The sequence below is a fragment of the Psychromonas sp. genome (assembly GCF_041586535.1).
GTDB lineage: Bacteria > Pseudomonadota > Gammaproteobacteria > Enterobacterales > Psychromonadaceae > Psychromonas.
Window position 1 is genome coordinate 1 of sequence record NZ_JBFGZY010000055.1, and the last position, 22445, is coordinate 22445.

Below are 22445 nucleotides of genomic sequence, written 5' to 3' on the forward strand. Positions count from 1 at the left end.
ACTAAAAGTGCGACTCAATATTACTGACTAAAACTAAAGTACCGAAATACTTTTGTTATTCTGAATTAACTGCGATTGAACAAGTTCATTCGCTACGTTAATCATTGAAAGATAAACACCTTTCAATGTTATTAATGAATTAATTCGTGTGTCATTCTATTGATATAGTGCCTAGTAACTAGGACTTATTTGAAATCATATCAACAATGAATGTCCACACAGATTGTTTGATTAAATTGTTAAAGAGCGTGCCTTTCGGCCAGGCGGCGTATAATACGCGCCTTTCGAACTTAGTCAAGGTTTATTTATTTAATGTTTTATAAAAGCAACCAACACTTCCAAAACATTAAATCCTATTCTTTTCAATTGCTTAACACCCTTAAAAAGCTTCCTTTTTTGTTCTCGTAAGCGGCTTGACTTGCGTCGTTCCCGTTTCCGTGGATGCGCATTATAGGGATCCGGATCACATTGGCAAGTGTTTATTTGCATTGTTAGCAATTAAAACACCATATGCTCATTTACCAGACAACATGCTTTAAAAACATACACTGGAATGAGGGTCTCTGCTGTTTTTTTATTCCAGGCAGTGAATTCTCTTTGCCGAAACTACCATTGATGTGATTTTTAATACTGTTTTTAAATATTTTACTTTATCCAATCCCCCTGCAACCAACTTTTGCTGCAATTACAGTTAAAGATGTCTGGATCAGAGGATTCAAACTGAAAGGCACTTAGCCCAAAAGAGGTGTCAGCAGATTTGAAATAAGACGAACCTCACGTTCGCGCTATGTTATAACTTTTTTATCTAAAAATAGATTAAACATTCTTTAACACTACTGTAACTTAGCTGTTCAACAGTACTTAATACCATTTAGGAGAGGTTAGTGAATGAATAAACCACAAAGAGAGATCACCCTGCGTTTTTTAGCTGAACCTCAAGATGTTAATTTTGGTGGAAAAGTACATGGCGGATCAGTCATGAGGTGGATCGATCTCGCGGCATATGCCTGCGCGGCCGGCTGGAGCGGTCATTATTGCGTGACAGCTTATGCTGGCGGAATAAGATTTGTCTCCCCTATTCATGTTGGTAGTCTGGTTGAGGTAGAGGCGAAAGTTATCTACACGGGCAACTCCTCGATGCATATTGCCGTGGAGGTTAATGCCTGCGATCCAAAATTTTTGAACAGACGCCTAACCACGCACTGCATTGTGATTATGGTGGCAGTAGATGAACATGGCAATTCAGTCAGCGTTCCTGCCTGGGTACCGGAAACAGAAGCTGACATAAAACAGAATAAAACAGCCCGTAAGCTTATGGATATGCGCAAAAAAATTGGTGAAGAGATGCAGCTATTTGTAGAGCAATAAAGTTTCGACAACTCATACCGCCAATTAATAAAATTAAATAATTTGCTTTCCCTGAAATAAATAAGGCAGCCTAAAAATCGCTCTGGCAGGGCGTGTTAGCGGAGGAATAGAGATCTCTTTCTGGCTGGCACAACGCTGAATGAGCAATTTTCGGGCTGCTCTGGTGTTTGTTTTATGAACTACAAGACGATCCGGGTTAACTGGAAATTAATTATCCTGCTGCTAACTTATCGGATTTGTTATTCAACATTAAAGCGCCAGATTAGTTAGCGGTAATTTCTTTGTCATATTAAAGCAATCAATGTACTTCCCGGCGCCAGTCTCTTCATTTCTTAGTACTCTGACGAGAAAAAATCTCCTATGATTAACTCTGTAAGGTTAAATAATTGATTGATTATGAAATTTTTTTTTGGTCTTTCCGGTCACTTGGATAACGAACACTTTTTTGGATTTCAGGAAAATTATCAATGGATAAGAAAAAAATAATTATTATCGTTTTAGCAGCGCTGGCACTGTGGTTAGTTTTTGATTTCAGTGATCAGCTGACACTGGAAAATGCCAAAAACCAACAAACTCAACTTAACAACTATATAAGTAACAACTTTTCAGTTGCCAGTATATTATATTTCCTCTTATATATTGTAGCCACGGCCCTTTCCGTCCCCGGCGCAACTATTTTAACCCTAATCGGCGCTGCATTATTCGGCTTTTGGTGGAGTGTTTTATTAGTTTCATTTGCCAGTACTATCGGTGCCACACTGGCTTTCTTATTCAGCCGTTATCTGCTCAGAGACTGGGTACAAGCTAAATTTGGCAGAAAACTACAGGCGCTTAATCAGGGAATTGAAAAAGACGGGGCACTTTATCTACTTACTCTAAGATTGATTCCCATTTTCCCTTTTTTTGTAATCAACTTATTAATGGGCTTAACCCCCATTTCGACAAAAAAATATTATCTGTTTAGCCAAATCGGTATGTTTCCTGCGACTGTCGTTTACCTCAATGCCGGTACTCAGCTTGCTGCAATTCAGTCATTATCCGATATCCTTTCCCCCGCAGTTTTATTATCGTTTGCAGTTTTAGGTTTATTTCCGCTGATCAGCAAATTTGTAATCAATACCATCAAACAAAAAAAGGTCTATCGTGACTGGCAGAAGCCGGCATCCTTCGATCAAAATATGGTCGTTATCGGTGCAGGCTCCGGAGGTCTGGTAACTGCTTATATCGCAGCGGCGGTAAAAGCCAAAGTGACCCTGATTGAAAAACATAAAATGGGTGGTGACTGTTTAAATACCGGTTGCGTTCCGTCAAAAGCATTAATCAGAACAAGTCACAATATTAAAGAGATATTAAATGCGGCACAATTTGGCGTTGATGCGCAAATTAATCATATTGATTTTAAACAGGTGATGGCCCGCGTGCAGAATGTGATCCAAAAAATAGAACCGCACGACTCAATGGAGCGCTATTCTGAATTGGGTGTGAACTGCTTACAGGGTGAAGCAAAGATCATCTCTCCCTGGGAGGTAGAAATCAACGGCAAGGTGATTACGACTCAGAATATTGTTATCGCCACCGGTGCCAAACCTTTTATTCCGCCTATTCCCGGTTTAGAAGAGGCTAGTTATGTCACCTCCGATACGATTTGGTCGTTACCGGAATTGCCTAAAAAGCTGCTGGTGCTTGGAGGAGGCCCAATTGGCTGTGAATTGGCCCAATGCTTTAACCACCTCGGCAGCGAGGTGACCATTGTGGAGCGCCTGCCGCAGTTACTGATTAGAGAAGATGCAGACGCTGCCGAGCTGATCACTAAGCAACTAAGCCAAGAGGGTGTTGCAGTATTAGTGAATCATAATGTGAGTGCTTTCTCCCACGAAAACAACCGCCAGTTAGTAAGCTTAGAGCATCAGGAGCAGACAATTTTTAAAGAGTTCGATGTCGTCCTTGTTGCGATCGGCAGACAGGCGAATGTAAGCGGTTTTGGTCTGGAAGAACTTGGAATTGAGCTCAATAAAACAAAAACCATTGCTGTTAATCAGTATTTACAAACTAAATACGCCAATATATACGCGGTGGGAGATGTCGCTGGACCTTTTCAATTAACCCATGCAGCGGCACATCAGGCCTGGTATGCAGCAGTCAACGGATTGTTCGGCCGCTTTAAAAAATTTAAAACTGATTATTCAATCATGCCGGCGGCAACATACACTTATCCGGAACTCGCCCGGGTTGGAATTAATGAAAAGGAGGCACAACAAGCCGGCATCGGTTATGAGATCACACAATATGAGTTGAATGACCTGGATCGTGCCATTGCCGATGACCATGATCTGGGTTTTGTAAAAGTATTAACCGCCACCGGCAGTGATAAAATTTTAGGTGTAACGATAGTCGGCTCGCACGCAGGAGATCTCCTTGCTGAGTTCACTCTGGCAATGCGCTATAATCTAGGTTTAAATAAAATTCTCGCTACCATTCATCCCTATCCGACCATGAGTGAGGCGAGTAAATTTACCGCAGGAATATGGAAGAAAAATCACGCTCCGCAAACGCTTCTTAAATGGGCAGAGAAGTATCATCGTTGGACTCGAAAGTAAGGATCTCTTATGAAAAAATTAATCGCCATTATCAGCTTATTGCTGTCGGTGAGCATCTCTCAGGCAGAGGGTATAAATTGGAATGAAATCGAAAAAAAAGCACAAGGTCAAAGGGTCTTTTTCTACGCATGGGGCGGCAGTCAGGATATTAACAACTATTTACGCTGGGCAGATAAGCGCCTGCAGGCGCGATATGGTGTCACCTTAACACATGTAAAAGTCTCTGATATTTCCGAAGCAATTACCCGGTTGGTGGCCGAAAAAACAGCTGATAAAAACAGTAATGGCAGCATTGATATGGTCTGGATCAATGGCGAAAACTTTAAATCCATGAAGCGCTTTAATCTGCTTAGTGACCCTTTTGTCACAGAGCTGCCAAACTGGCACTATGTTGATAAATCATTACCCGTAGACACTGATTTCGCCGAACCGACAGAGGGATTGGAAGCACCTTGGGGTATCGGCCAGTTGGTATTTATTTTCGATAAGAAAAAATTAAATAGTCCGCCGCAGAGCCATCGGGAGATATTATTTTACGCACAAAACAATCCTAATAAAATCAGTTACCCGCGCCCGCCATCGTTTCATGGTACCAGTTTTCTTAAGTCGGCATTAATTGAGCTAAGTGAAAATCCTGAATCACTGTCTTTACCTGTTGATAACAATACGTTTCAACAGATAACGGCACCACTATGGTCATATTTAGATGCGCTTCATCAAGTCGCCTGGCGTCAGGGTAAACAGTTTCCTGATAATAATGCCCAAACCATTCAATTATTAGATGATGGAGAACTGGATCTGGCGATCTCTTTTAATCCTAATGAAGTGTACAGTGCACAGGAAAACGGTTTATTAAGAGAATCAACAGCGGCTTACGCACTTGCGGGCGGTGCATTATCAAATATTCATTTTCTTTCGATTCCCTGGAACGCTTCCGCCAAAGAGGGTGCCTTAGTCGCGATTAATTTCCTGCTGAGCCCGGAAGCTCAAGCGAAAAAAGCGGATATTTCAGTATGGGGAGATCCAACTGTTTTACAATCATCTGCGATCACCAGCACGACGCAAAATACACAGTTCTTCAAAGCGATAGAAGAACCTCACCCGAGCTGGCAAAGTGCTCTGGAAAACGAATGGCAAAAAAGATATGGCCATTAGAAAACGTTGTTGTTATCGATGAACCGGTCAATTCAGAAAATCTCATTTTTGCTGTTGCTGGCGGCAGCTGTTTTGATCGTTTTTGTGCCACTGCTTCCCGGCCTGGCCGGGGTGGTTTTTACCGCGTTTGCTTATATCCCAGCCCTTGAACTGCGCACTTTTTCTTTAACCGGATTCACGGAGCTTTTGTTATGGCCCGGCCTGCACAAATCAATTTTACTCACCCTGTTTATCGGATTGGGCAGTACGTTCTTATCAGCTGTTTTAGCCTTCTCCATTTTACAGTCCTGTTGGGGCAAGCGCTATTGGCATAAATTAGAAAAACTGCTCGCCCCGATATTAGCCCTGCCACATGTCGCCTTTGCCGTTGGTTTTGCATTCTTATTCACCCCCAGCGGCTTTGTTGCACGTATTTTAAATACTATTTTCAGCGACCTTGGTATTACGCATTGGAGTTTAATTAATGACCCCTACGGTTTAGGATTAATTCTCGCCCTGACCATCAAAGAGGTTCCGTTTTTACTGTTTATGAGCATAGCCCTGCTTAAGCAACTTAATATCAACAGCACTCTGGTTATGGCGCACAGTCTGGGCTATTCCAACGCACAAGCATGGCAAAAAATAATATTGCCGCAGTGGCTTCCTAAAATACGTTTTACCCTGTTTGCCGTGATGGCATACAGTCTATCGGTAGTTGACGTTGCATTAGTGCTCGGTCCGACATCCCCATCAACCTTTCCGGTACTGATATGGCAATGGTTAAATGATGCGGATCTGTCTACATTACCCAAAGCATCTGCAGGTGCTTTTTTACTTTTGTTACTGTGCATTGTGGCATTGTATTTAATCCGTTTTGTAGAATGGTTAGTGGTCTGCAGGCAGCGCGCATGGCAAAGCAGCGGACGTCGCTCTTTACCGCTACCGGGTAAAAGTGCAATCCTGTTTACCTACGTTATCTCATTAACCACCCTGCCTGTGCTTTTGCTCTGGTCTTTTGCTCAGCGCTGGTCTTTTCCGGATCTTCTTCCCTCCGCCTGGTCCCTGCGTTTTTGGCAGCAGGAATGGTTATTTTTGTGGGGTATTATCGGTAACAGTATTTCTATTGCCCTGATCAGCGCAACTTTCGCACTTTTATTTGCGATTATCATCCATGAATACAACCAGCATAGCGTGACTCATAAACGTCTGCCGCCTGTTCCCCGCTTACTTATTGCCATCCCTATGCTGGCGCCGCAATTATCAATTTTATTCGGTATACAAATAGCGACGCTTTTTGCCGCTCGTCAGCATTATTACCTATGGGTTATCTGGGCACATATTTTCTTTGCCTTTCCTTACGTTTACCTGGTCTTAGACGGTCCCTGGAGAAGTTATGAAAAACGTCTGGATAGGGTTGCACTAAGCCTGGGGATGTCCCCTTTTAAGGTCTGGTGGAAAATTAAAAGGCCAATTTTATTACCCGCTATCTGCATTGCCTGGGCGGTTGGAATCAGTGTCAGTCTGGCGCAATATTTACCAACCTTGATGCTCGGCGGAGGGCGCATTGCCACCTTAACCACCGAAGCGGTTGCCCTGGCCAGCGGTCAAGATCGACGCATCAGTGCTATTTATGCCCTGCTGCAGTCTTTAGTGCCTTTTATCTTTTATATCCTGGCCATCTTTATCAGCCAGAAAACAGGTATGATGATTCATCAGAACAAAGTAAATAAAAGGAGTGTTGATAGCGATGTCCCTATCAGTAAAAAATCTGTCAATTATTGATGACCATGGGAAAATGTTATTTTCTCCTCTTTCATTTTCAATCCAGAAAGGAGAAATATTAGCTTTGATGGGTCCGAGTGGTTGCGGAAAATCGACTTTATTGAGTGCCATCGCTGGTCATATTTCGCCGGATTTCAGCTACGCCGGCGAATATTATTTAAATGGTGTGTTACTCAATAATATCGCGGTTGAGAAGCGTAAAATTGGTATCCTGTTTCAGGATGACCTGTTATTTCCGCACCTGACGGTCTGGGAAAACCTCGCCATTGCCCTGCCTGATAAGTATAAAAAGGAACAGCGTAAAACAGTCGCAAGGCAAACCTTAAGTGAACTCAATTTGTTGGCATTAGCCGACAAGGCGCCGTCACAAATATCAGGAGGACAGCGGGCAAGGGTCAGCATGATGAGAATGTTACTTGCTGAGCCTGCGGCCGTTTTACTCGATGAGCCTTTCAGTAAATTAGATAAAACCTTACGTAGCGACTTTAGAAACTGGGTGTTTGCACAAATCAAAAAAAGAAAACTTCCCGCTTTAATGGTTACCCATGATGAATCCGATGTACCTGATCCGGGCCAAAGCCTGCAATGGCCCTGGGATGAAAAGCAGCAAAACAATGTTAGCGATAGAAACATCAAGGAAAAACAATGTTAGATCATTTCTCTAATGAAGTTATCCGAAAACCGCTTAATTTCACCGCAAAACAATTAGATAATCTCGGTATTACAGCGGATCAGGTGACATTATCCGGTTTCTTTTTCGGGCTGCTGTGCTTTCCGGCCCTGGTCTATCAGGAATATAAACTTGCCCTGCTGTTTATTATTGTTAACCGTATTTTTGATGGTATTGACGGGGCGATCGCGAGAAGGCAAGGCATCACAGATGCGGGAGGATTTTTAGATATCACCCTGGATTTTCTTTTTTATTCACTGGTGCCCTTTGGTTTTATTGTGGCGGATCCACAGAGCAATTCTATCGCCGGGGCTTTTTTAATTTTTTCCTTTGTCGGAACAGGCTCAAGCTTCCTGGCTTTCGCTATTATGGCCGGGAAAAGGAATATTGCCCACCTGGGTAATCCGGCTCAGCGCCACAAATCTTTGTATTACATAGGGGGCTTAACAGAAGGAACCGAAACCATCCTTTGTTTTGCTCTGTTATGTTTAGTGCCGCAATATTTTTCCATTATTGCTTATACATTTGGCTTTCTCTGCTGGCTCACCACGGCAACAAGAATTTGGACCGGGTATCAGGCGCTCAAACATTGATATGGCAGCCAGTTGAGATCACCACTCAACTGGTTTATCTATCTGTTATTCATGTTCAATAGCGGGGGTTAAAGCATCTAAAAAATCAGCTAAAGTTTCAGCTAAAATGGCTTCCTGACCTTTTCCTAAGGTCTCTAACTGTACTTGACCAGTCTCATTTAATACCGACACTATCTGCATCTCATCGCTGCAGCTGGCGATAAACATGGATGCCGGTTTTTTTAACCGATCCTGCATCATAAAATGGGCAATCATATTTTCTTGTAAGAGATGAAAATCGTCTTCATTCCAAACCTGGATCAATTCGATAGGATGCCCCTGATAAACAGCAGGTAAACCCGCTGAGTAAGCCGAACAGAAAAAATCCACAATACTTGGATGCAGTTTAATATCCAGAGCCTGCTCAATATTACTCAGATCAATAGCACTTTCACGCTTAACCGGCGACCAGTGTATAAGGTGGTTTTCAACCTCCCCAATCTGGCAGGGAGAAATCCATGAGGGATCAAAAAAAGCCTGTGGTAACGAGTTTTTTTCTGCTTGCCACAAGTTCTTGAAACGTTCATAAAAATCGAATAACTGTGTTTTTGTTGTATGATTCATTGCTCGAATAATTCTTTAATTTGTTTACAATAGTATCATTGTATTGTTTTAAAAAAGAAAAGCGAAAAAATATGAATCAAAAACCACTCTATGATCAAGATGCCGCATTAAAAAACCTTTCTTTGGGGAAGAGCACAACCTATAAAAACATTTACGATGCGAGCTTATTACAGGGTGTACCACGCAGCTTAAATCGTGATGAATTACAGCTTTCAGCTGACAAATTGCCCTTTTATGGTTTTGATTTATGGAACATTTATGAACTGTCCTGGTTAAACAGTAAAGGCAAACCCATGGTTGCAACCGGGGTGGTCAAAGTTCCCTTTGACAGTGACAACTTGATTGAATCAAAATCATTTAAGCTATATTTAAACAGCTTTAACCAGACCAAATTTGCCAGCATCGCGGAAGTACAGAAAGTGCTGACAGCAGACTTGTCGGATTGTGCTAATAAAGCAGTTGACGTTGTGCTGAATGCTGATTTGGATAATTTCAGCGATAAACTGGGTACCTTTACAGGGGAATGTTTAGATAGTTTAGATATTGAAATTGATAACTATCATTTCACAACAACGTATCTGCAGGATATCAGCTCAAATGTTCAGGTAACAGAAACCCTCTATTCTCATTTGTTAAAATCAAACTGTTTGATTACCAGCCAGCCGGATTGGGGCAGTATCGAAATAAGCTATACAGGAAAAAAATTAGACCGGGAAAAATTATTACGCTATTTAATCTCTTTCCGACAGCATAATGAGTTTCACGAGCAATGTGTTGAACGAATTTATTGTGACCTGATGAAGTTCGGAGAAATTGATTCGCTTTCAGTATATGCACGTTATACTCGCCGGGGCGGGTTGGATATCAATCCGCTACGCGCAACGGAAAGTACAAACAAAACCAATAACACCCGCTTATTAAGACAATAAAAACAAGGCGTTATGAAACATCTTTATCAATACCTTCGCGCCGTTTGTGCGCTATTTTTAATTCAGTCAAGTCACTCGGCAAGCGCATTCGAATTAATCGACGTGGTGGTCCCTGAAATACTGAGAAATGCTTTCGAAGCGCGCAATAGCGCACCGCGTTTGTGTATTGCTGAAACCACCCTCTATATAAACGCGCATTACAACAATACAACAGTAACCAATAACCTGCAGAACGGCAATGAACTACCGCTACAATTACAAGCATACTGTTATGCTCAGCTTGGCGAATATCATAAAGCATTGGAGTTATTGCAGTCTATTTTGCAGAAGCCCATTGGTAATAACGATAAAATAGAAACATTAAATATCCTTGCTCTTGCAATTCCCAAGGAGGACCGCCCTCAATTAAGTAATTTTTTACTGATAAGTTTACTCAATGACAGCATTGAAGATGTTCAACCGCCATTAATGACCTCAAACAATTTAACCATTACAAGGTTATTAACCCTCAGTAAACTGTATCTGGAAGAAGATCATTACCAGGATGCCCATAGTGCGCAGGCAAAGGCCAAACAAGCGTTAAAAAACAATACAAATATAAAATTACATGCCTGGTCCTCTTATTACGAGGGGCTTTATTTTGATCACATCAAGCAGGAACAATTAGCCAGTCTGCATTTTCTGACCGCCGACAAATTAGCCGACAAGCACGGTTTTATTAAACTCAGCGGGCAAGTGAAAAACAGCATTGCCACGATGTATCAAAAAAAGTACCGCTTTAGTCGCGCATTAGATTATTCCAGCCAAAGAATAGAACTGTATATGGGCACTGAACATACGGTAAAGCAAGTGCAAAGTATCACTCAGTTTGCGGTATTAAAGCGTCAGAATAACGAACATAATCAAGCCTTAATATACCTGTTCAACGCGCTGGAGCTGATTGAAGAGAATTCACATGGCGGACTATTAGGCATTACCTACCTTGAAATAGGCAGAACTTACGCAGAAAAAGGCAGCAACGAAAATAATAAGGCTGATCTGGAACTGGCGCAAAAATATCTGCAGAATGCCCGCTTCCATTTTAACCGCTTAGATAAAGTGAGCCTGCAGATAGAAAGTCTTTTATTGCTGGCAAAATTGAACCTTTTTAATGAAGATCCCGGCCTTGCTATTTTACAATTGGAAAAAATACTGCAGCTTGCAGGACAAAACGATCCGGCGCTTCGCGCGCAGGCGCATGAGATGCTCGCGTTAAGTTATGAAATAACCGGCTCTCCGCAGCTGGCTATTTTACATTTTAAAAATTTCCACTCGCTGCAGAATAAGATCAAAGAAAATTCCTTTAAATTACAGCAGCTGCAAATTAGTGAACAACTGCAGCTTCTTGAACAGGCACAGCAGCAGAATAGATTAGAAAGCCAAAATACAGAACTGCAAAAAACAACCATCCTCTATAAAACATTAACTTACACGTCAATCACTCTCTTTGTATTGTCTACTATCATTCTCTTATCCACATCAAAACGTTATCGAAAACTGAGTGCTATAGAGAAAAAAACACAGCAACAACTTTCTTTCCATGCCCGCAGTAAACTGCCCACACAAGGCAATACCATTAACAACTTTAATGCGATTTATTGCGGCAAACCGTTATTTTACGCACTGGTCAAAGTGCCATTTTTAAGCGAGCTTAATGAATTACGCGGGGCGCTGCCGTCGGAGAAACTAGAGGAAAAACTCGGGGAAGCATTAAAATCATATTTTTCTGATGATATCAATCTGTTCCATATTCGTGATAACCAAATTTTATTTATCAGTGAGCAAACGGCTTTTTATAATGCCGCGGGTCTGGCTCATCAAATTGAGCAATTTTTTGCAGATTTCGCAGCGCTACATCATTTACCCGGGGCTATTTCTATCGGGATTGTCGCGTACCCATTTTTAAGCAATGCGAGTCGGGCTATCAGCCCGGCTCAGACCCTCAACCTGAACAGCCTCGCTCTTTTTGCCGCAAGCCAAATCCGCAGGTCAAAACAGGAAAGTAGCTGGGTTGAACTGTATGCTATAGATAATTTACAACCGGCATTTTTTGATGGGGATCTATGGCAATTAGGGCAAATTGCCATAGATAAAGGCTTGGTTAAAATCCAATCCAGCCATAGAAATTTTCTCTTTACCTGGCCTGAACTTGATAATGCCGGGCAAAACGATGACCTCTATCCTCAAACCACTTGAAAGCTCCAGGAAGCAGGAACTGCAAATAGTTTGGGTACAGGGTTGAAAAAAAAGCAGTTATCGTTGATTTTAACTAACAAGATTGATTAGATAATTACTCAAAGGACCATGTAGTTCAAAAAACGCCAGAGCAGACTGAAAATCACTCGGGCAAGGCGTGTTAGCGAAAGAATAGAGAGCTCTTTCCAAGTACCCGTAAACAAGTTTTCAGGAATTTTCCAGCTTCAAGCTGGCGACTCACAATACCTGACAATTTATACGAGACTGCTTGGCAGAACGCAAAATTCGCGATTTTTTAAACTATATGACGCTATCACCATGAATAACGCAAGGAAATTTCATGATCTCTAATATCAACCCCGTAGGCAGTATGGCCTTATTATCACAACTTGAAGTCAATGAATTACAAAAAAGCGCAAGCTGCGATATTTATAAAGTATTTCGTAACTGCTCGCTGGCTGTGCTTAACTCCGGCAGCCACACTGACAGCAGTAAAGAAATTTTAGAAAAATATAAAACATTTGATATCAAAGTATTACATCAGGAAAGAGGGGTTAAAATTGAACTGCACAACCCTCCCGAAGAAGCATTTATAGATGGTGAGCTGATTAAAGGTATTCAGGAGCATCTGTTTGCTGTATTACGGGATCTGTTATACGTTAATACCCAGATTAGGGTAGAGGTCGATGATGAAAATAATTCATCACAAATCACCAGCTTAGTTTTTTCTATTTTACGTAATGCCAGTGTCCTGCAGGCGGGCGTGGAGCCAAATATTATTACCTGCTGGGGAGGCCATTCTATCCAGGCAGAGGAATATGATTATTCCCGGGAAGTTGGTAGTCAATTAGGGCTGAGAGAGCTTAATATTTGCACCGGATGCGGTCCTGGTGCAATGGAAGGCCCAATGAAGGGCGCGGCAATCGGTCATGCAAAACAGCGGGTTAACAATGGCCGTTATATCGGTATCACAGAGCCGGGTATTATCGCAGCCGAGCCACCCAACCCGATCGTTAATGAATTAGTTATTTTACCCGATATTGAAAAGCGTCTTGAGGCATTTGTACGCATTTCCCATGGCATTGTTATTTTCCCGGGCGGACCGGGAACTGCAGAGGAGCTATTGTACCTTTTAGGGATAATGATGCACCCTGAAAATAAACGTCAGCCTTTGCCTATTATTCTGACCGGCCCTAAATGCAGCGAAGCTTACTTCAAAGCAATTGATAAATTTATTAGCGCCGCCTTAGGTGAGGAAGCGAGTATGCACTATCAAATAATTATTGATGATCCTGCTTTGGTCGCCCAGACACTTAAAAAATCTATGGCAAAAGTTACCGAATATCGCCGTGCTATTGGCGACGCGTTCTCGTTTAACTGGTCTCTTAAAATAACCGAATCGTTCCAGCAGCCCTTTTCTCCCAACCATGCGAATATGAAAAATTTAGCTTTGGACAGTAAACAACCTAAGGAGCAACTTGCTTCAAATTTACGCCGTGTTTTTTCAGGCGTTGTCAGTGGAAATGTCAAGGATGAAGGGATTAAAGCGATCGAAAAATTCGGCCCCTTTGAAATCAAAGGCGAGCAGGCATTAATGGGAAAAATAGATAAATTGCTGGAAAGTTTTATCAAACAAGGACGTATGAAGTTACCCGGCTCGGTTTATCAGCCCTGCTACAAAATAATCAAATAGTTATTATTGAGAAGCGGCTCCGTCCCTTGAAAAGACATAAGCTTTTAGGGGGCTTATACCTTGAGTATATGCGGCCTGTAATGGTCTTAATACAAAACAAAAAGAGCCATCATTCACCATTAAAATCGGCACAAATATGATATCAACCCTATTAATTATTGATGCAATGAACCTGATCAGGCGAATCTACGCAGTACAGCACAAGCAACATGGCGATACCCTTTCAGCACTGATTGCGACACAAACTACCGCTACCAATGCACTAAAAAAACTGCTGCGTATTCATCATCCGACCCATGTTATTTGTGTCTTTGACAGTCATACCGCGAGTTGGCGCCATCAAATTTATCCTGACTACAAGCAAGGCAGAAAGCCTGTTCCGGAGCTGCTTAAGCAAGGTTTACTGCAAATTCAGGAACACTTTTTTGAAATCGGAGTGGACTCTTTAATAAGCGAAGAAGATGAGGCTGACGACCTGATAGCCTGCCTTGCTGATAAAATGTCAAAACAGCAGCAAAACTGCATTATTGTCTCGACCGATAAAGGTTTTTATCAGATATTAGATGACCATATCAGTATTTATGATTATTTTCAGAACAGGTTTATCAGCAGGCAGCAGGTGCAGCATAAAATGGGAGTGAGCAGTGATCAACTATGCGATTATTGGGCGATCACGGGCATTTCCAGCAGTACAATTAAGGGTGCAGAAGGGATTGGCAGCAAAGGCGCATTATCTCTGTTACAACAATATGGCAGTTTAGATAATATTTTTAAACAAGCAGATGATCCTGAAAATAAATTGTTAACAAAAATCAAATCCCAACAAAAAGAGGCCTTATTAGCTAAACAGTTAGTAACATTAAAAACAGATCTTCAGCTTGGTTTTAATTTAAAGGATTTACGCTACGAGCAAAGCTATTAGGCAAGCCCATTGGTCATCCCCCGTCCGCAAATCTTCTGTTTCAGCGTAAGAACTATTAAATACCAGGCTAAAATCTTCCCCCTTCCAATATCGTTAATTCATTATACGTTTGTTAAACCAGGCGCATAATGATCACTTTTTTACAAAATAAAAAATAAAAATAATATTAACACTTTGATCTAGATAACATTTATATATTGACAACAACACATTTTCACATTTATTTGATAACCTCACAAAAACAGGCAGCCGTAGTTAAGGTGATTTCATGCAGCTAAACAGGGACGTAAAATGGATGATAACATATGGATTTGTTAAGCTTAGGAATAGAAGTGTTTAAGACGCTACTTCTACTATTAATTACAGGTTTTCTAATCTGGACGGGACGAGGCGAGAACGGCAGGAAAAGTGGACGGAAGCAAATCCAGATCGCTTTCTTTCTATTAACTTTTGCCGCTTTGCTGGCTCTCACCGACGAGTTTGACGGACTTGAACAGGATCTATTAAATGGGGGCACTGCAACCCAGTTATTTATAATAAAATCATTATACTCAGTAGGTTACCTTGTGCTGTTGTTAGGTTTGCTAAAATGGATTCCACCCCAGAATCATGTGTCCGAGCAATTGCTGCCCGAGGCCAACGAGCGCACAGCTGCACTGCAGAAAACACAGCAGTTTATCCGGGCAGTTGTACAGCAGAGTCATGATCTGGTTGTTGCTTGTGATATCGACGGCCGTATTATCCTGTCCAATGACCGTAATGTAGCCCCTTTAATCGGCGCAAAAATCGGTTTAACACTGCAAGAGTGGCATGCTCTTTCCCCCCAGTATGATGGCTATCAGGTATCGCTTTTAACCCTGCAGCAATTACCACTTTACCGCGCTCTTCAGGGGGAAGTAGTGACACAGCAGGAAGTCGTACTGAAAAACCAGGGGCAGAATTCCCTGATTCTTCTGACCCGTGGTTGCCCCATTTATGACAACACCGGAAAACAACAGGGGGCTATGATATCGGCATATGATATCACAGCACAAAAGCAACTTGAGGAGCAGCTAACTCACCAAGCTCAGCATGACAGTTTAACGGGTCTGGCAAACCGTTTTTTGTTTAATGATCGACTAAATCAGACGGCTCTGCGGATTCAACGATATGATGTCCAGGCTGCCGTTATCATGCTGGATCTGGACAAATTTAAAGAGGTCAATGACAGTCTCGGGCATGCGGCCGGAGATCAACTCTTAGAACAGGTTTCCCAAAGAATGAAGGCGGCTCTGCGTGACTCAGATACCATCGCCCGTTTAGGTGGCGATGAGTTTGCCATTATATTGGAACTATCAGAAGGCACAGCGAAAGATGATACCCAGATGGTTGCCGGGCGCTTACTGGAGCATATTTCTCAACCTTTCCTCTTGAATGATCAAGTGGTACAGATCGGAGCCAGTATCGGTATAGCATGCAGCCTCGATAGTGGAGGAAATGCGGATACATTGCTACGCAATGCCGATGCGGCCCTGTATCAGGCCAAGGCAGAAGGACGTAACCGTTTTTATTGCTATAATACAAAACGCAATCAGCAAGCAGTTCCGTATGTGCAGTCAGAAACTGTCATCTCTCATCCCCTTTATCTTAAGGAAGTTTAGCATCCATTGTCAGCCCAAAGCACAAAGTATCCGATAGCATTTGTATAGCGGAGGAAGGCGCGCTAACAAGCACTGTAGTTCAACTCCATGCGGTAATACTGTTGCTATGCGGATTACACCTGAGACATTGTTCATATTGATCTTAGCTTGGTTGGACTGCTCAATAAAAAATAGGATTATCTCTTCCTTTTTCAGCCAATTACGTTAAGTTGTAACCTACTCCAGCCTGCCTTTATTTTAGCCGGCAAAATTGGTCCCATCATTATCCAGATTAGTTTTCATATTTACTATCTGCAGGAGAGCATCACTTGAAAAAAATAATAATCATAACCGCTATCGCAGCTGCGGGTGCCGGAGCTTACTTTTTTAATCAACAGCAGAATATTCGGCCTGCAGCTTATAATGTTCTGGATTACGTGCCGTCTGATACGCCATTATTCAGCGCACAGCTTCAACCCTTTCCAATTAAAGATTATTTAACTGCCACGCCAAATCTCAGTTCAGCTGAGGATCATGCAACATTGCAAAATATGGCAGTTCAGGGTAATCCGCAGGCAGAGTTTTTTTTAAGCATCGCAAAAACTTACCAGGCTGCGTTAAAAGATGCAGACCTGTTTGTTAAAACCTTCGGTCTGGCGGATAATATCCGCGCTTATTTTTATACTCTGGGAGCATTACCCGTATTAAAAATTGAAGTCGAAAATCCACAGGCTATTTGGGATCTATTGGATAAAGCGGAACAGGAAAGTGGTTATTCGCACCGTACCGGCAAAGTTCAGGAGACTGAGTATCGTGCTTATCGTTTAAATCCTCCGACAGAAACGCAAAACATTGAACTGATTTTTTCTCAGGAAAAAGGAATCTTAACCGTCACATTGGATAGCTTTTTAAATGATGAAACATTATTAGCAACCTCCCTGGGTTTAGTTAAAGCTGAAAAACCGATTAGCCGGACTGATATGTTAAAAGAGATTGCCGGCAAACATCATTTCACAGATCAGAATATCGCTTTTCTTAATCACCGGGAGATAGTGAAAGGTTTAACCAGCGCAGATGGCAACCAACTGTCAGATCATCTCAGTTTAATGTTCCCGCAAAAGACGGCACAAAATCCGCTGCATAGTTTCAGGACAGCAGCATGTCAGGTGGAATTAACCGCCATAGCCGATAACTGGCCGCGCACCGTATTTGGTTATAACAATTTAACCATCACTACAAATGAATCAACAATGGATTTCTCTACTGTAATTGAAAGCAAAAACAAGATAATTATCAGTGCATTACAATCACTACGTGGTTACATACCATCATATGCTCAGGATATTAAAAACAATATACTGGCATTGGGCTTTGCTGTTGATGCTAATCAACTGGGCAGTGCTGCGGCAACTATCCTGACGGAGCTGCAGACACCCGATTATCAATGCCAGCCACTACAGGGGATGCAGTATTCTTTACAACAGGGGCAAAACGATCTCGGCATGTTGGGTATGGCCGGCAGTATGGCAAATGGCCTGAAAGGTGTCAGCTTCGCAGTGATGGACTACGCAGTCAGCAAAAACGGCAACAATCAGAGTTTGGAAAGTTTAGATGGTCTGGTTAGTTATTCGGCGGACAATCCCATGCTCTTATTCAGCTCGCTGCAGATGTTCAGTCCTGCTCTGCAGCGTATGCAGCTGCCTGCAGATGGTAGTGCCGTTGATTTATCAACACGGGCTCTGCTGCCCTATCAGCTGAATATCCAACCTAAAATAGCGCTCAAGGGTAAGCATCTGGTTATCTATAACGGTAAAAAAGCACAGCAACAGGCAAATTTACTAAGCGATGAACTGCTCAGCCAAAATGGTCTGTTCAGTTTATCATTCGACTTCAACAGAATGCTTGATCCGCTGATAGCTGCCGCGGAATTAAGCGGCGAACCCCTTCCTGAGGAGGCGATGTTTTTACAGAATTACAATATGCGCATGAAATTTGATCTGGATATCAATGAAAACGGTATTGTTTTCGACTCCCACGCAAGCAATAAAGTTAACAAATAAGATAAGCTGATATTCCAGAAGGAGCACTCTATAAAAACGAGCTGGCTTTGGTCAGCTTGTTTTTTCGCTTATAAATCAGGCAAAAACGCATTGATTGTTCAAATAGCCCCTTGTAATACTGGCATATCGGGCTATATCTTTTTATAATCTGCCCAAATTTTAAACATCTACTTTGTCCTTTCTGAAAACGCCTTAGAAAGCCCCCACTTAATAATACGGATCTATCATGCTCGAAAGAATATTTAAATTAAGCGAACACGGAACTTCGGTGAAAACTGAAATTATTGCGGGTATTACTACCTTTTTAACCATGGCTTATATCATTTTTGTTAATCCGCAAATGTTATCTGCCGCCGGTATGGATTCGGGCTCCGTATTTGTAGCAACCTGTTTAGCTGCCGCGGTAGGCTGTTTTATAATGGGCTTTTATGCTAACTACCCTGTCGCACTCGCGCCGGGAATGGGTTTAAATGCCTTTTTCTCTTTTGTTGTCGTCGGTCACATGGGTTACTCATGGCAGGTGGCATTAGGAGCGGTATTTCTATCGGGTATCTGCTTTACCCTATTAAGCCTGTTCAAAGTTCGGGAGTGGATTATAAACTCTATTCCGATGCCGATGCGCAAAGGTATTGCTGCGGGTATTGGTTTATTTTTAGCGCTTATTGCACTGAAAAATGCGGGTATTGTTATCTCTAATCCGCCGACACTTATCGCACTGGGTGATATGCACGCCTTACCGGCAATTCTTGCCTGCGCTGGTTTCTTTTTAACCATCGCACTGGCACATTACCGCGTTAAAGGCGGGGTTATGTACGCTATTTTAGCGGTAACTCTAATCGGCTTTTTATTCGGCGATGTGAAATATAACGGTCTTATGTCAATGCCGCCAAGTATCGCACCTACATTCCTGGAGATGGATATTGCCGGTGCATTTAATGTCGGTATGATCAGTGTTGTTTTCGCTTTCCTGTTTGTGGATCTGTTTGATACATCAGGCACATTAATTGCGGTTGCAGACAAGGGCAAGCTATTGGATAAAGACGGTAATTTACCGCGTTTAAACCGCGCTCTGTTAGCAGATAGCGGAGCATCAATCGCCGGCTCTATGATGGGAACATCAACAACAACCAGCTATATTGAAAGTATTGCAGGTGTTGCTGAAGGCGGTCGTACCGGTCTAACGGCGGTAATGGTCGGTGTATTATTTTTAGTAGCGTTATTCTTTGCGCCATTAGCGGGAATGATCCCTGCTTACGCGACAACCGGCGCGTTATTGTACGTTGCGGTATTAATGGTTGGCGGACTGAAAACTATTAATTGGGATGATATTACAGAAGCAGCACCAGTGGTAGTTGTGGCGTTGATGATGCCCCTCACTTTCTCTATCGCTAACGGTATTTCACTTGGTTTTATAGCCTATGCGGCAATTAAAGTAATGAGCGGTAAAAGCAAAGAGTTAAGTGCCAGCGTTTGGTTCTTAGCAACATTGTTCCTGCTAAAAATGATCTTCTTCCCGGGTGGTTAATAAACTATTTACCTCAGGATGCAGGAATTTTCCCCCTGAGGTAGCTTAGAGATATACCCATGTTACTTCAAGATGCTTTGTCAGGCGCAAGCTCCGAGAGCAGAGCAAGACGCAGCATGAGGTAATGGTTATTCCCTTTTCGATTGCTGCAACGCAGCGCTGGTTTTCGAGCTAGCGCCCCGTAGGGCAAGGTAAATTGCACCAATTTGCTTTGTTATAAAATCTCTATGTAGAATAACTATACTTCAATTTTATGCCTCGCATCTCGGCACAATTTGCCTTGCTGACTTTGCATCTTGAAGTATCATGGGTATATACCAATACATCAAGGTTCCCTCTATTTCTGGGGGAACTGTCTAAGTAAATTTCATTGTGATTCAATCATAATACCAAATCCGATAATCATCTAATTAACGGAATGGGTATAAAGTCAAAGCCTTAAATTTAAATTCAGTAGCGGTGTTTTTATGATAGAGTAGCCAGCCTGAGATTAAGCACAAAGCCTAAAAAACACAACGCATTGATTTATAACTATTTTTATGCAATTGGCTAGCTAATCAAATATTAATTGGATATGGAGTTGGTCTTTCTATTCGTTAATTCGAATATGTAAACACCTTAATTTATGAATTTTAAATCAAAAAAATACAGTATTGATTCTACGGATTATCAGATCGGTCAGGATAATGTCAATAAATGGGGCTTCGATGTCCACAACACAGTGTTCACTGCCTCCGCAGGCTTGTCTCTCCTTTTTATCGTCACTCTGTTAATGCTGGAACCAGAGGTTGCAAAAGCAGCCATTGACTCAATCAAGGGGGCTGTTCTTTCTAATTTCGACTTCCTGTTTATGTGGGGAGCAAACATCTTACTACTGTTTGCTGTTGTGTTAGCATTTTCACCCCTGGGTAAAATCCGATTGGGCGGTGATAACGCCACTACTGATTACTCAACAATGTCATGGATTGCAATGCTATTTGCAGCAGGCATGGGCATTGGATTAATTTTCTGGGGGGTTGCAGAGCCTACAGCGTTCTTCACCGACTGGTACGGCACACCGCTAAACGCTGAGCCTTATACGCAAGCAGGTCGAGAGCTCGCGTTAGGGGCGACGGTTTTTCACTGGGGATTACATGCCTGGGCTATCTATGGCATGACTGCGCTTTGTTTGGCCTATTTTGTGTATAACAAAGGGCTGCCACTCTCAATGCGTTCGGTATTTTATCCACTTTTAGGTGATAAAGTGTGGGGGATAACCGGTGATATTATTGATGTATTAACGGTATTAGTTACCTTGTTTGGCTTAGCTACTTCACTTGGCTTAGGCGGTTCACAAGCGGCCAGTGGCATTAGTCATGTTTTCGGTTTTGAAAATAGCCTTTACCTCCAGCAGTTTATTATTGTAGTGATAATGGGGTTAGCTATTCTGTCTGTTACGCGCGGTATGGACGGAGGCGTTAAGCTTTTAAGTAATCTAAATATGATTATTGCGTTTGTATTCCTTGGGTTGATTGCTGTCTTGAATTTCACAACAGTAGTTGATTCTTTGGCTACCGCCGTGATTGGTTATGTAAAAAACATCATCCCTTTGAGCCAGGCTAGCGGCCGTGACGATACAACATGGCTGCATGGCTGGACTGTGTTTTACTGGGCGTGGTGGGTAGCATACGCACCTTTCTTCGGCATGTTTGTGGCACGTATTTCTAAAGGACGTACCGTTCGCGAGTTTCTTGTTTGCGTATTGGTTATTCCTACTTTGGTGACCACTGCCTGGATGTCAGTCTTTGGTGGTGTTGCTATTGAACAGATAATCGATAAGGTTGGCCTGTTGGGTGCTGAACAAGGTATTAGCGATGTATCTTTAAGCCTTTTTTATATGTTAGATGCTTATCCTATCGGAAATATTCTCTCGGTCATCGCCGTCGCATTAATCATTGTTTTTTTTGTTACTACGCTAGACTCCGGCTCTATTGTTATCGATAGCATGACAGCGGGCGGGAAACTGGAAGTACCCATGAAACAAAAAGTGGTTTGGGCCATTATCTCTGCTTTTATCGCGATGGTTATGTTATGGATTGGGGGAACCCAGTCTATTCAGGCGCTGCAATCGATCACCATTATTGCCGCACTGCCTTTTACTATCATTCTACTACTGGGTTGTGTTAGCCTGATGAAAGGGTTGCTAACTGAAATAGACCAACCCAAGGCATCAGCTAAAATAAGCAAACAAAGCTAATATATCTGGCTAATATTGGGGTTTTATAGCAAGACTCCCTTGTGCTATGCACAAGGGAGTCTTGCTTTTGTTGGCTGCCAGGTAATGTCATATTAGCGCTTGCGCACATAGCGGGTAAATACGGCCCTTGTTAACCAGCAATATTATACCAAAGGAACTAAAAAGGTGATCAGTCTAGCTTGTTAAAATCAACGCTAACTGCGTTGTGAATTTTACTCAGAACGTCCTGTTCTTCACCACCTCGTGGACAGCTAAAGCTGTTCAAAATCGTTCCATACGATTTTTGTGAAGTGAGAACAACGGTCGAATGCAACTCACGCCTTGTTAGTGTTAATTTGTTCCTGCGCAATACTTGATCACTTCATTAATTCCTTTGGTATTATACCAAATCCGATAATTATCTATTCATTTATGCTTGTTAAAATGAATGCTAGCTTCGTTATTGATTTTGTAATTAGAACAACTAGTTACTGCAATCA

Annotated in this window: 15 protein-coding genes; 14 read left to right on the plus strand and 1 reads right to left on the minus strand. The window is 42.2% G+C overall.

Annotated elements, in window-relative coordinates:
• The first annotated feature begins 888 nt into the window (after window positions 1-888).
• The 6 genes from ABZA00_RS07920 (at window position 889) to ABZA00_RS07945 (ending at window position 8144) form a co-directional block, all read left to right on the plus strand.
• Entirely contained in the window at window positions 889-1368 is a 480-nt protein-coding gene (locus ABZA00_RS07920) for an acyl-CoA thioesterase (RefSeq protein ID WP_372881619.1), read from the plus strand.
• Window positions 1369-1835: 467 nt separating this feature from the next.
• Entirely contained in the window at window positions 1836-3965 is a 2130-nt protein-coding gene (gene lpdA, locus ABZA00_RS07925; protein ID WP_372881620.1) for a dihydrolipoyl dehydrogenase, read from the plus strand.
• Between the two features lie 9 nt (window positions 3966-3974).
• On the plus strand, window positions 3975-5120 hold the full coding sequence (locus ABZA00_RS07930) for an ABC transporter substrate-binding protein (protein WP_372881621.1): 1146 nt from the start codon (window positions 3975-3977) through the stop codon (window positions 5118-5120).
• An 18-nt stretch (window positions 5121-5138) separates the two neighbouring features.
• On the plus strand, window positions 5139-6881 hold the full coding sequence (locus tag ABZA00_RS07935) for an ABC transporter permease (RefSeq protein ID WP_372881622.1): 1743 nt from the start codon (window positions 5139-5141) through the stop codon (window positions 6879-6881).
• Window positions 6847-7533 (plus strand): ATP-binding cassette domain-containing protein, encoded by a 687-nt coding sequence (locus tag ABZA00_RS07940; protein WP_372881623.1) that lies wholly within the window; start codon window positions 6847-6849, stop codon window positions 7531-7533. The genes ABZA00_RS07935 and ABZA00_RS07940 overlap by 35 nt, the downstream gene beginning before the upstream one ends.
• Window positions 7527-8144, plus strand: coding sequence for a CDP-alcohol phosphatidyltransferase family protein (locus tag ABZA00_RS07945; protein WP_372881624.1), 618 nt, complete (start codon window positions 7527-7529; stop codon window positions 8142-8144). The genes ABZA00_RS07940 and ABZA00_RS07945 overlap by 7 nt, the downstream gene beginning before the upstream one ends.
• Before the next feature lie 45 nt (window positions 8145-8189).
• Here the strand turns inward: ABZA00_RS07945 and syd are convergent, their stop codons facing one another.
• A complete protein-coding gene (gene syd, locus ABZA00_RS07950) occupies window positions 8190-8747 on the minus strand; it encodes a SecY-interacting protein (RefSeq protein ID WP_372881625.1) in 558 nt (185 codons plus the stop codon).
• A gap of 71 nt (window positions 8748-8818) precedes the next feature.
• Between syd and queF the strand changes: the two genes are divergently transcribed.
• From queF to ABZA00_RS07990, 8 genes are all read left to right on the plus strand, one after another.
• Window positions 8819-9676: an NADPH-dependent 7-cyano-7-deazaguanine reductase QueF gene (gene queF / locus ABZA00_RS07955; protein WP_372881626.1), complete on the plus strand. Its 858-nt coding sequence runs from the start codon at window positions 8819-8821 to the stop codon at window positions 9674-9676.
• A gap of 12 nt (window positions 9677-9688) precedes the next feature.
• Window positions 9689-11911 (plus strand): GGDEF domain-containing protein, encoded by a 2223-nt coding sequence (locus ABZA00_RS07960; protein WP_372881627.1) that lies wholly within the window; start codon window positions 9689-9691, stop codon window positions 11909-11911.
• A 340-nt stretch (window positions 11912-12251) separates the two neighbouring features.
• Complete coding sequence (gene ppnN / locus ABZA00_RS07965) at window positions 12252-13604, plus strand: nucleotide 5'-monophosphate nucleosidase PpnN (RefSeq protein ID WP_372881628.1); 1353 nt, start codon at window positions 12252-12254, stop codon at window positions 13602-13604.
• A 136-nt stretch (window positions 13605-13740) separates the two neighbouring features.
• Window positions 13741-14526: a flap endonuclease Xni gene (gene xni / locus ABZA00_RS07970; protein WP_372881629.1), complete on the plus strand. Its 786-nt coding sequence runs from the start codon at window positions 13741-13743 to the stop codon at window positions 14524-14526.
• A gap of 305 nt (window positions 14527-14831) precedes the next feature.
• Window positions 14832-16166: a diguanylate cyclase domain-containing protein gene (locus tag ABZA00_RS07975; protein WP_372881630.1), complete on the plus strand. Its 1335-nt coding sequence runs from the start codon at window positions 14832-14834 to the stop codon at window positions 16164-16166.
• Window positions 16167-16474: 308 nt separating this feature from the next.
• Window positions 16475-18205 carry a hypothetical protein gene (locus tag ABZA00_RS07980; RefSeq protein WP_372881631.1) on the plus strand — a complete coding sequence of 577 codons (1731 nt, stop codon included), beginning with the start codon at window positions 16475-16477 and terminating at the stop codon, window positions 18203-18205.
• A gap of 226 nt (window positions 18206-18431) precedes the next feature.
• Window positions 18432-19730 carry an NCS2 family permease gene (locus tag ABZA00_RS07985; protein ID WP_372881632.1) on the plus strand — a complete coding sequence of 433 codons (1299 nt, stop codon included), beginning with the start codon at window positions 18432-18434 and terminating at the stop codon, window positions 19728-19730.
• 625 nt (window positions 19731-20355) lie between these two features.
• A complete protein-coding gene (locus ABZA00_RS07990; RefSeq protein ID WP_372881633.1) occupies window positions 20356-21966 on the plus strand; it encodes a BCCT family transporter in 1611 nt (536 codons plus the stop codon).
• Window positions 21967-22445 lie beyond the last annotated feature (479 nt).

Excerpts from the sequence above, each read along its gene's own strand:
- ABZA00_RS07920 (WP_372881619.1), top strand. The coding sequence starts at position 889 with ATGAATAAACCACAAAGAGAGATCACCCTGCGTTTTTTAGCTGAACCT.
- lpdA (WP_372881620.1), top strand. The coding sequence starts at position 1,836 with ATGGATAAGAAAAAAATAATTATTATCGTTTTAGCAGCGCTGGCACTG.
- ABZA00_RS07930 (WP_372881621.1), top strand. The coding sequence starts at position 3,975 with ATGAAAAAATTAATCGCCATTATCAGCTTATTGCTGTCGGTGAGCATC.
- ABZA00_RS07935 (WP_372881622.1), top strand. The coding sequence starts at position 5,139 with ATGAACCGGTCAATTCAGAAAATCTCATTTTTGCTGTTGCTGGCGGCA.
- ABZA00_RS07940 (WP_372881623.1), top strand. The coding sequence starts at position 6,847 with ATGTCCCTATCAGTAAAAAATCTGTCAATTATTGATGACCATGGGAAA.
- ABZA00_RS07945 (WP_372881624.1), top strand. The coding sequence starts at position 7,527 with ATGTTAGATCATTTCTCTAATGAAGTTATCCGAAAACCGCTTAATTTC.
- syd (WP_372881625.1), bottom strand. The coding sequence starts at position 8,747 with ATGAATCATACAACAAAAACACAGTTATTCGATTTTTATGAACGTTTC.
- queF (WP_372881626.1), top strand. The coding sequence starts at position 8,819 with ATGAATCAAAAACCACTCTATGATCAAGATGCCGCATTAAAAAACCTT.
- ABZA00_RS07960 (WP_372881627.1), top strand. The coding sequence starts at position 9,689 with ATGAAACATCTTTATCAATACCTTCGCGCCGTTTGTGCGCTATTTTTA.
- ppnN (WP_372881628.1), top strand. The coding sequence starts at position 12,252 with ATGATCTCTAATATCAACCCCGTAGGCAGTATGGCCTTATTATCACAA.
- xni (WP_372881629.1), top strand. The coding sequence starts at position 13,741 with ATGATATCAACCCTATTAATTATTGATGCAATGAACCTGATCAGGCGA.
- ABZA00_RS07975 (WP_372881630.1), top strand. The coding sequence starts at position 14,832 with ATGGATTTGTTAAGCTTAGGAATAGAAGTGTTTAAGACGCTACTTCTA.
- ABZA00_RS07985 (WP_372881632.1), top strand. The coding sequence starts at position 18,432 with ATGCTCGAAAGAATATTTAAATTAAGCGAACACGGAACTTCGGTGAAA.
- ABZA00_RS07990 (WP_372881633.1), top strand. The coding sequence starts at position 20,356 with ATGAATTTTAAATCAAAAAAATACAGTATTGATTCTACGGATTATCAG.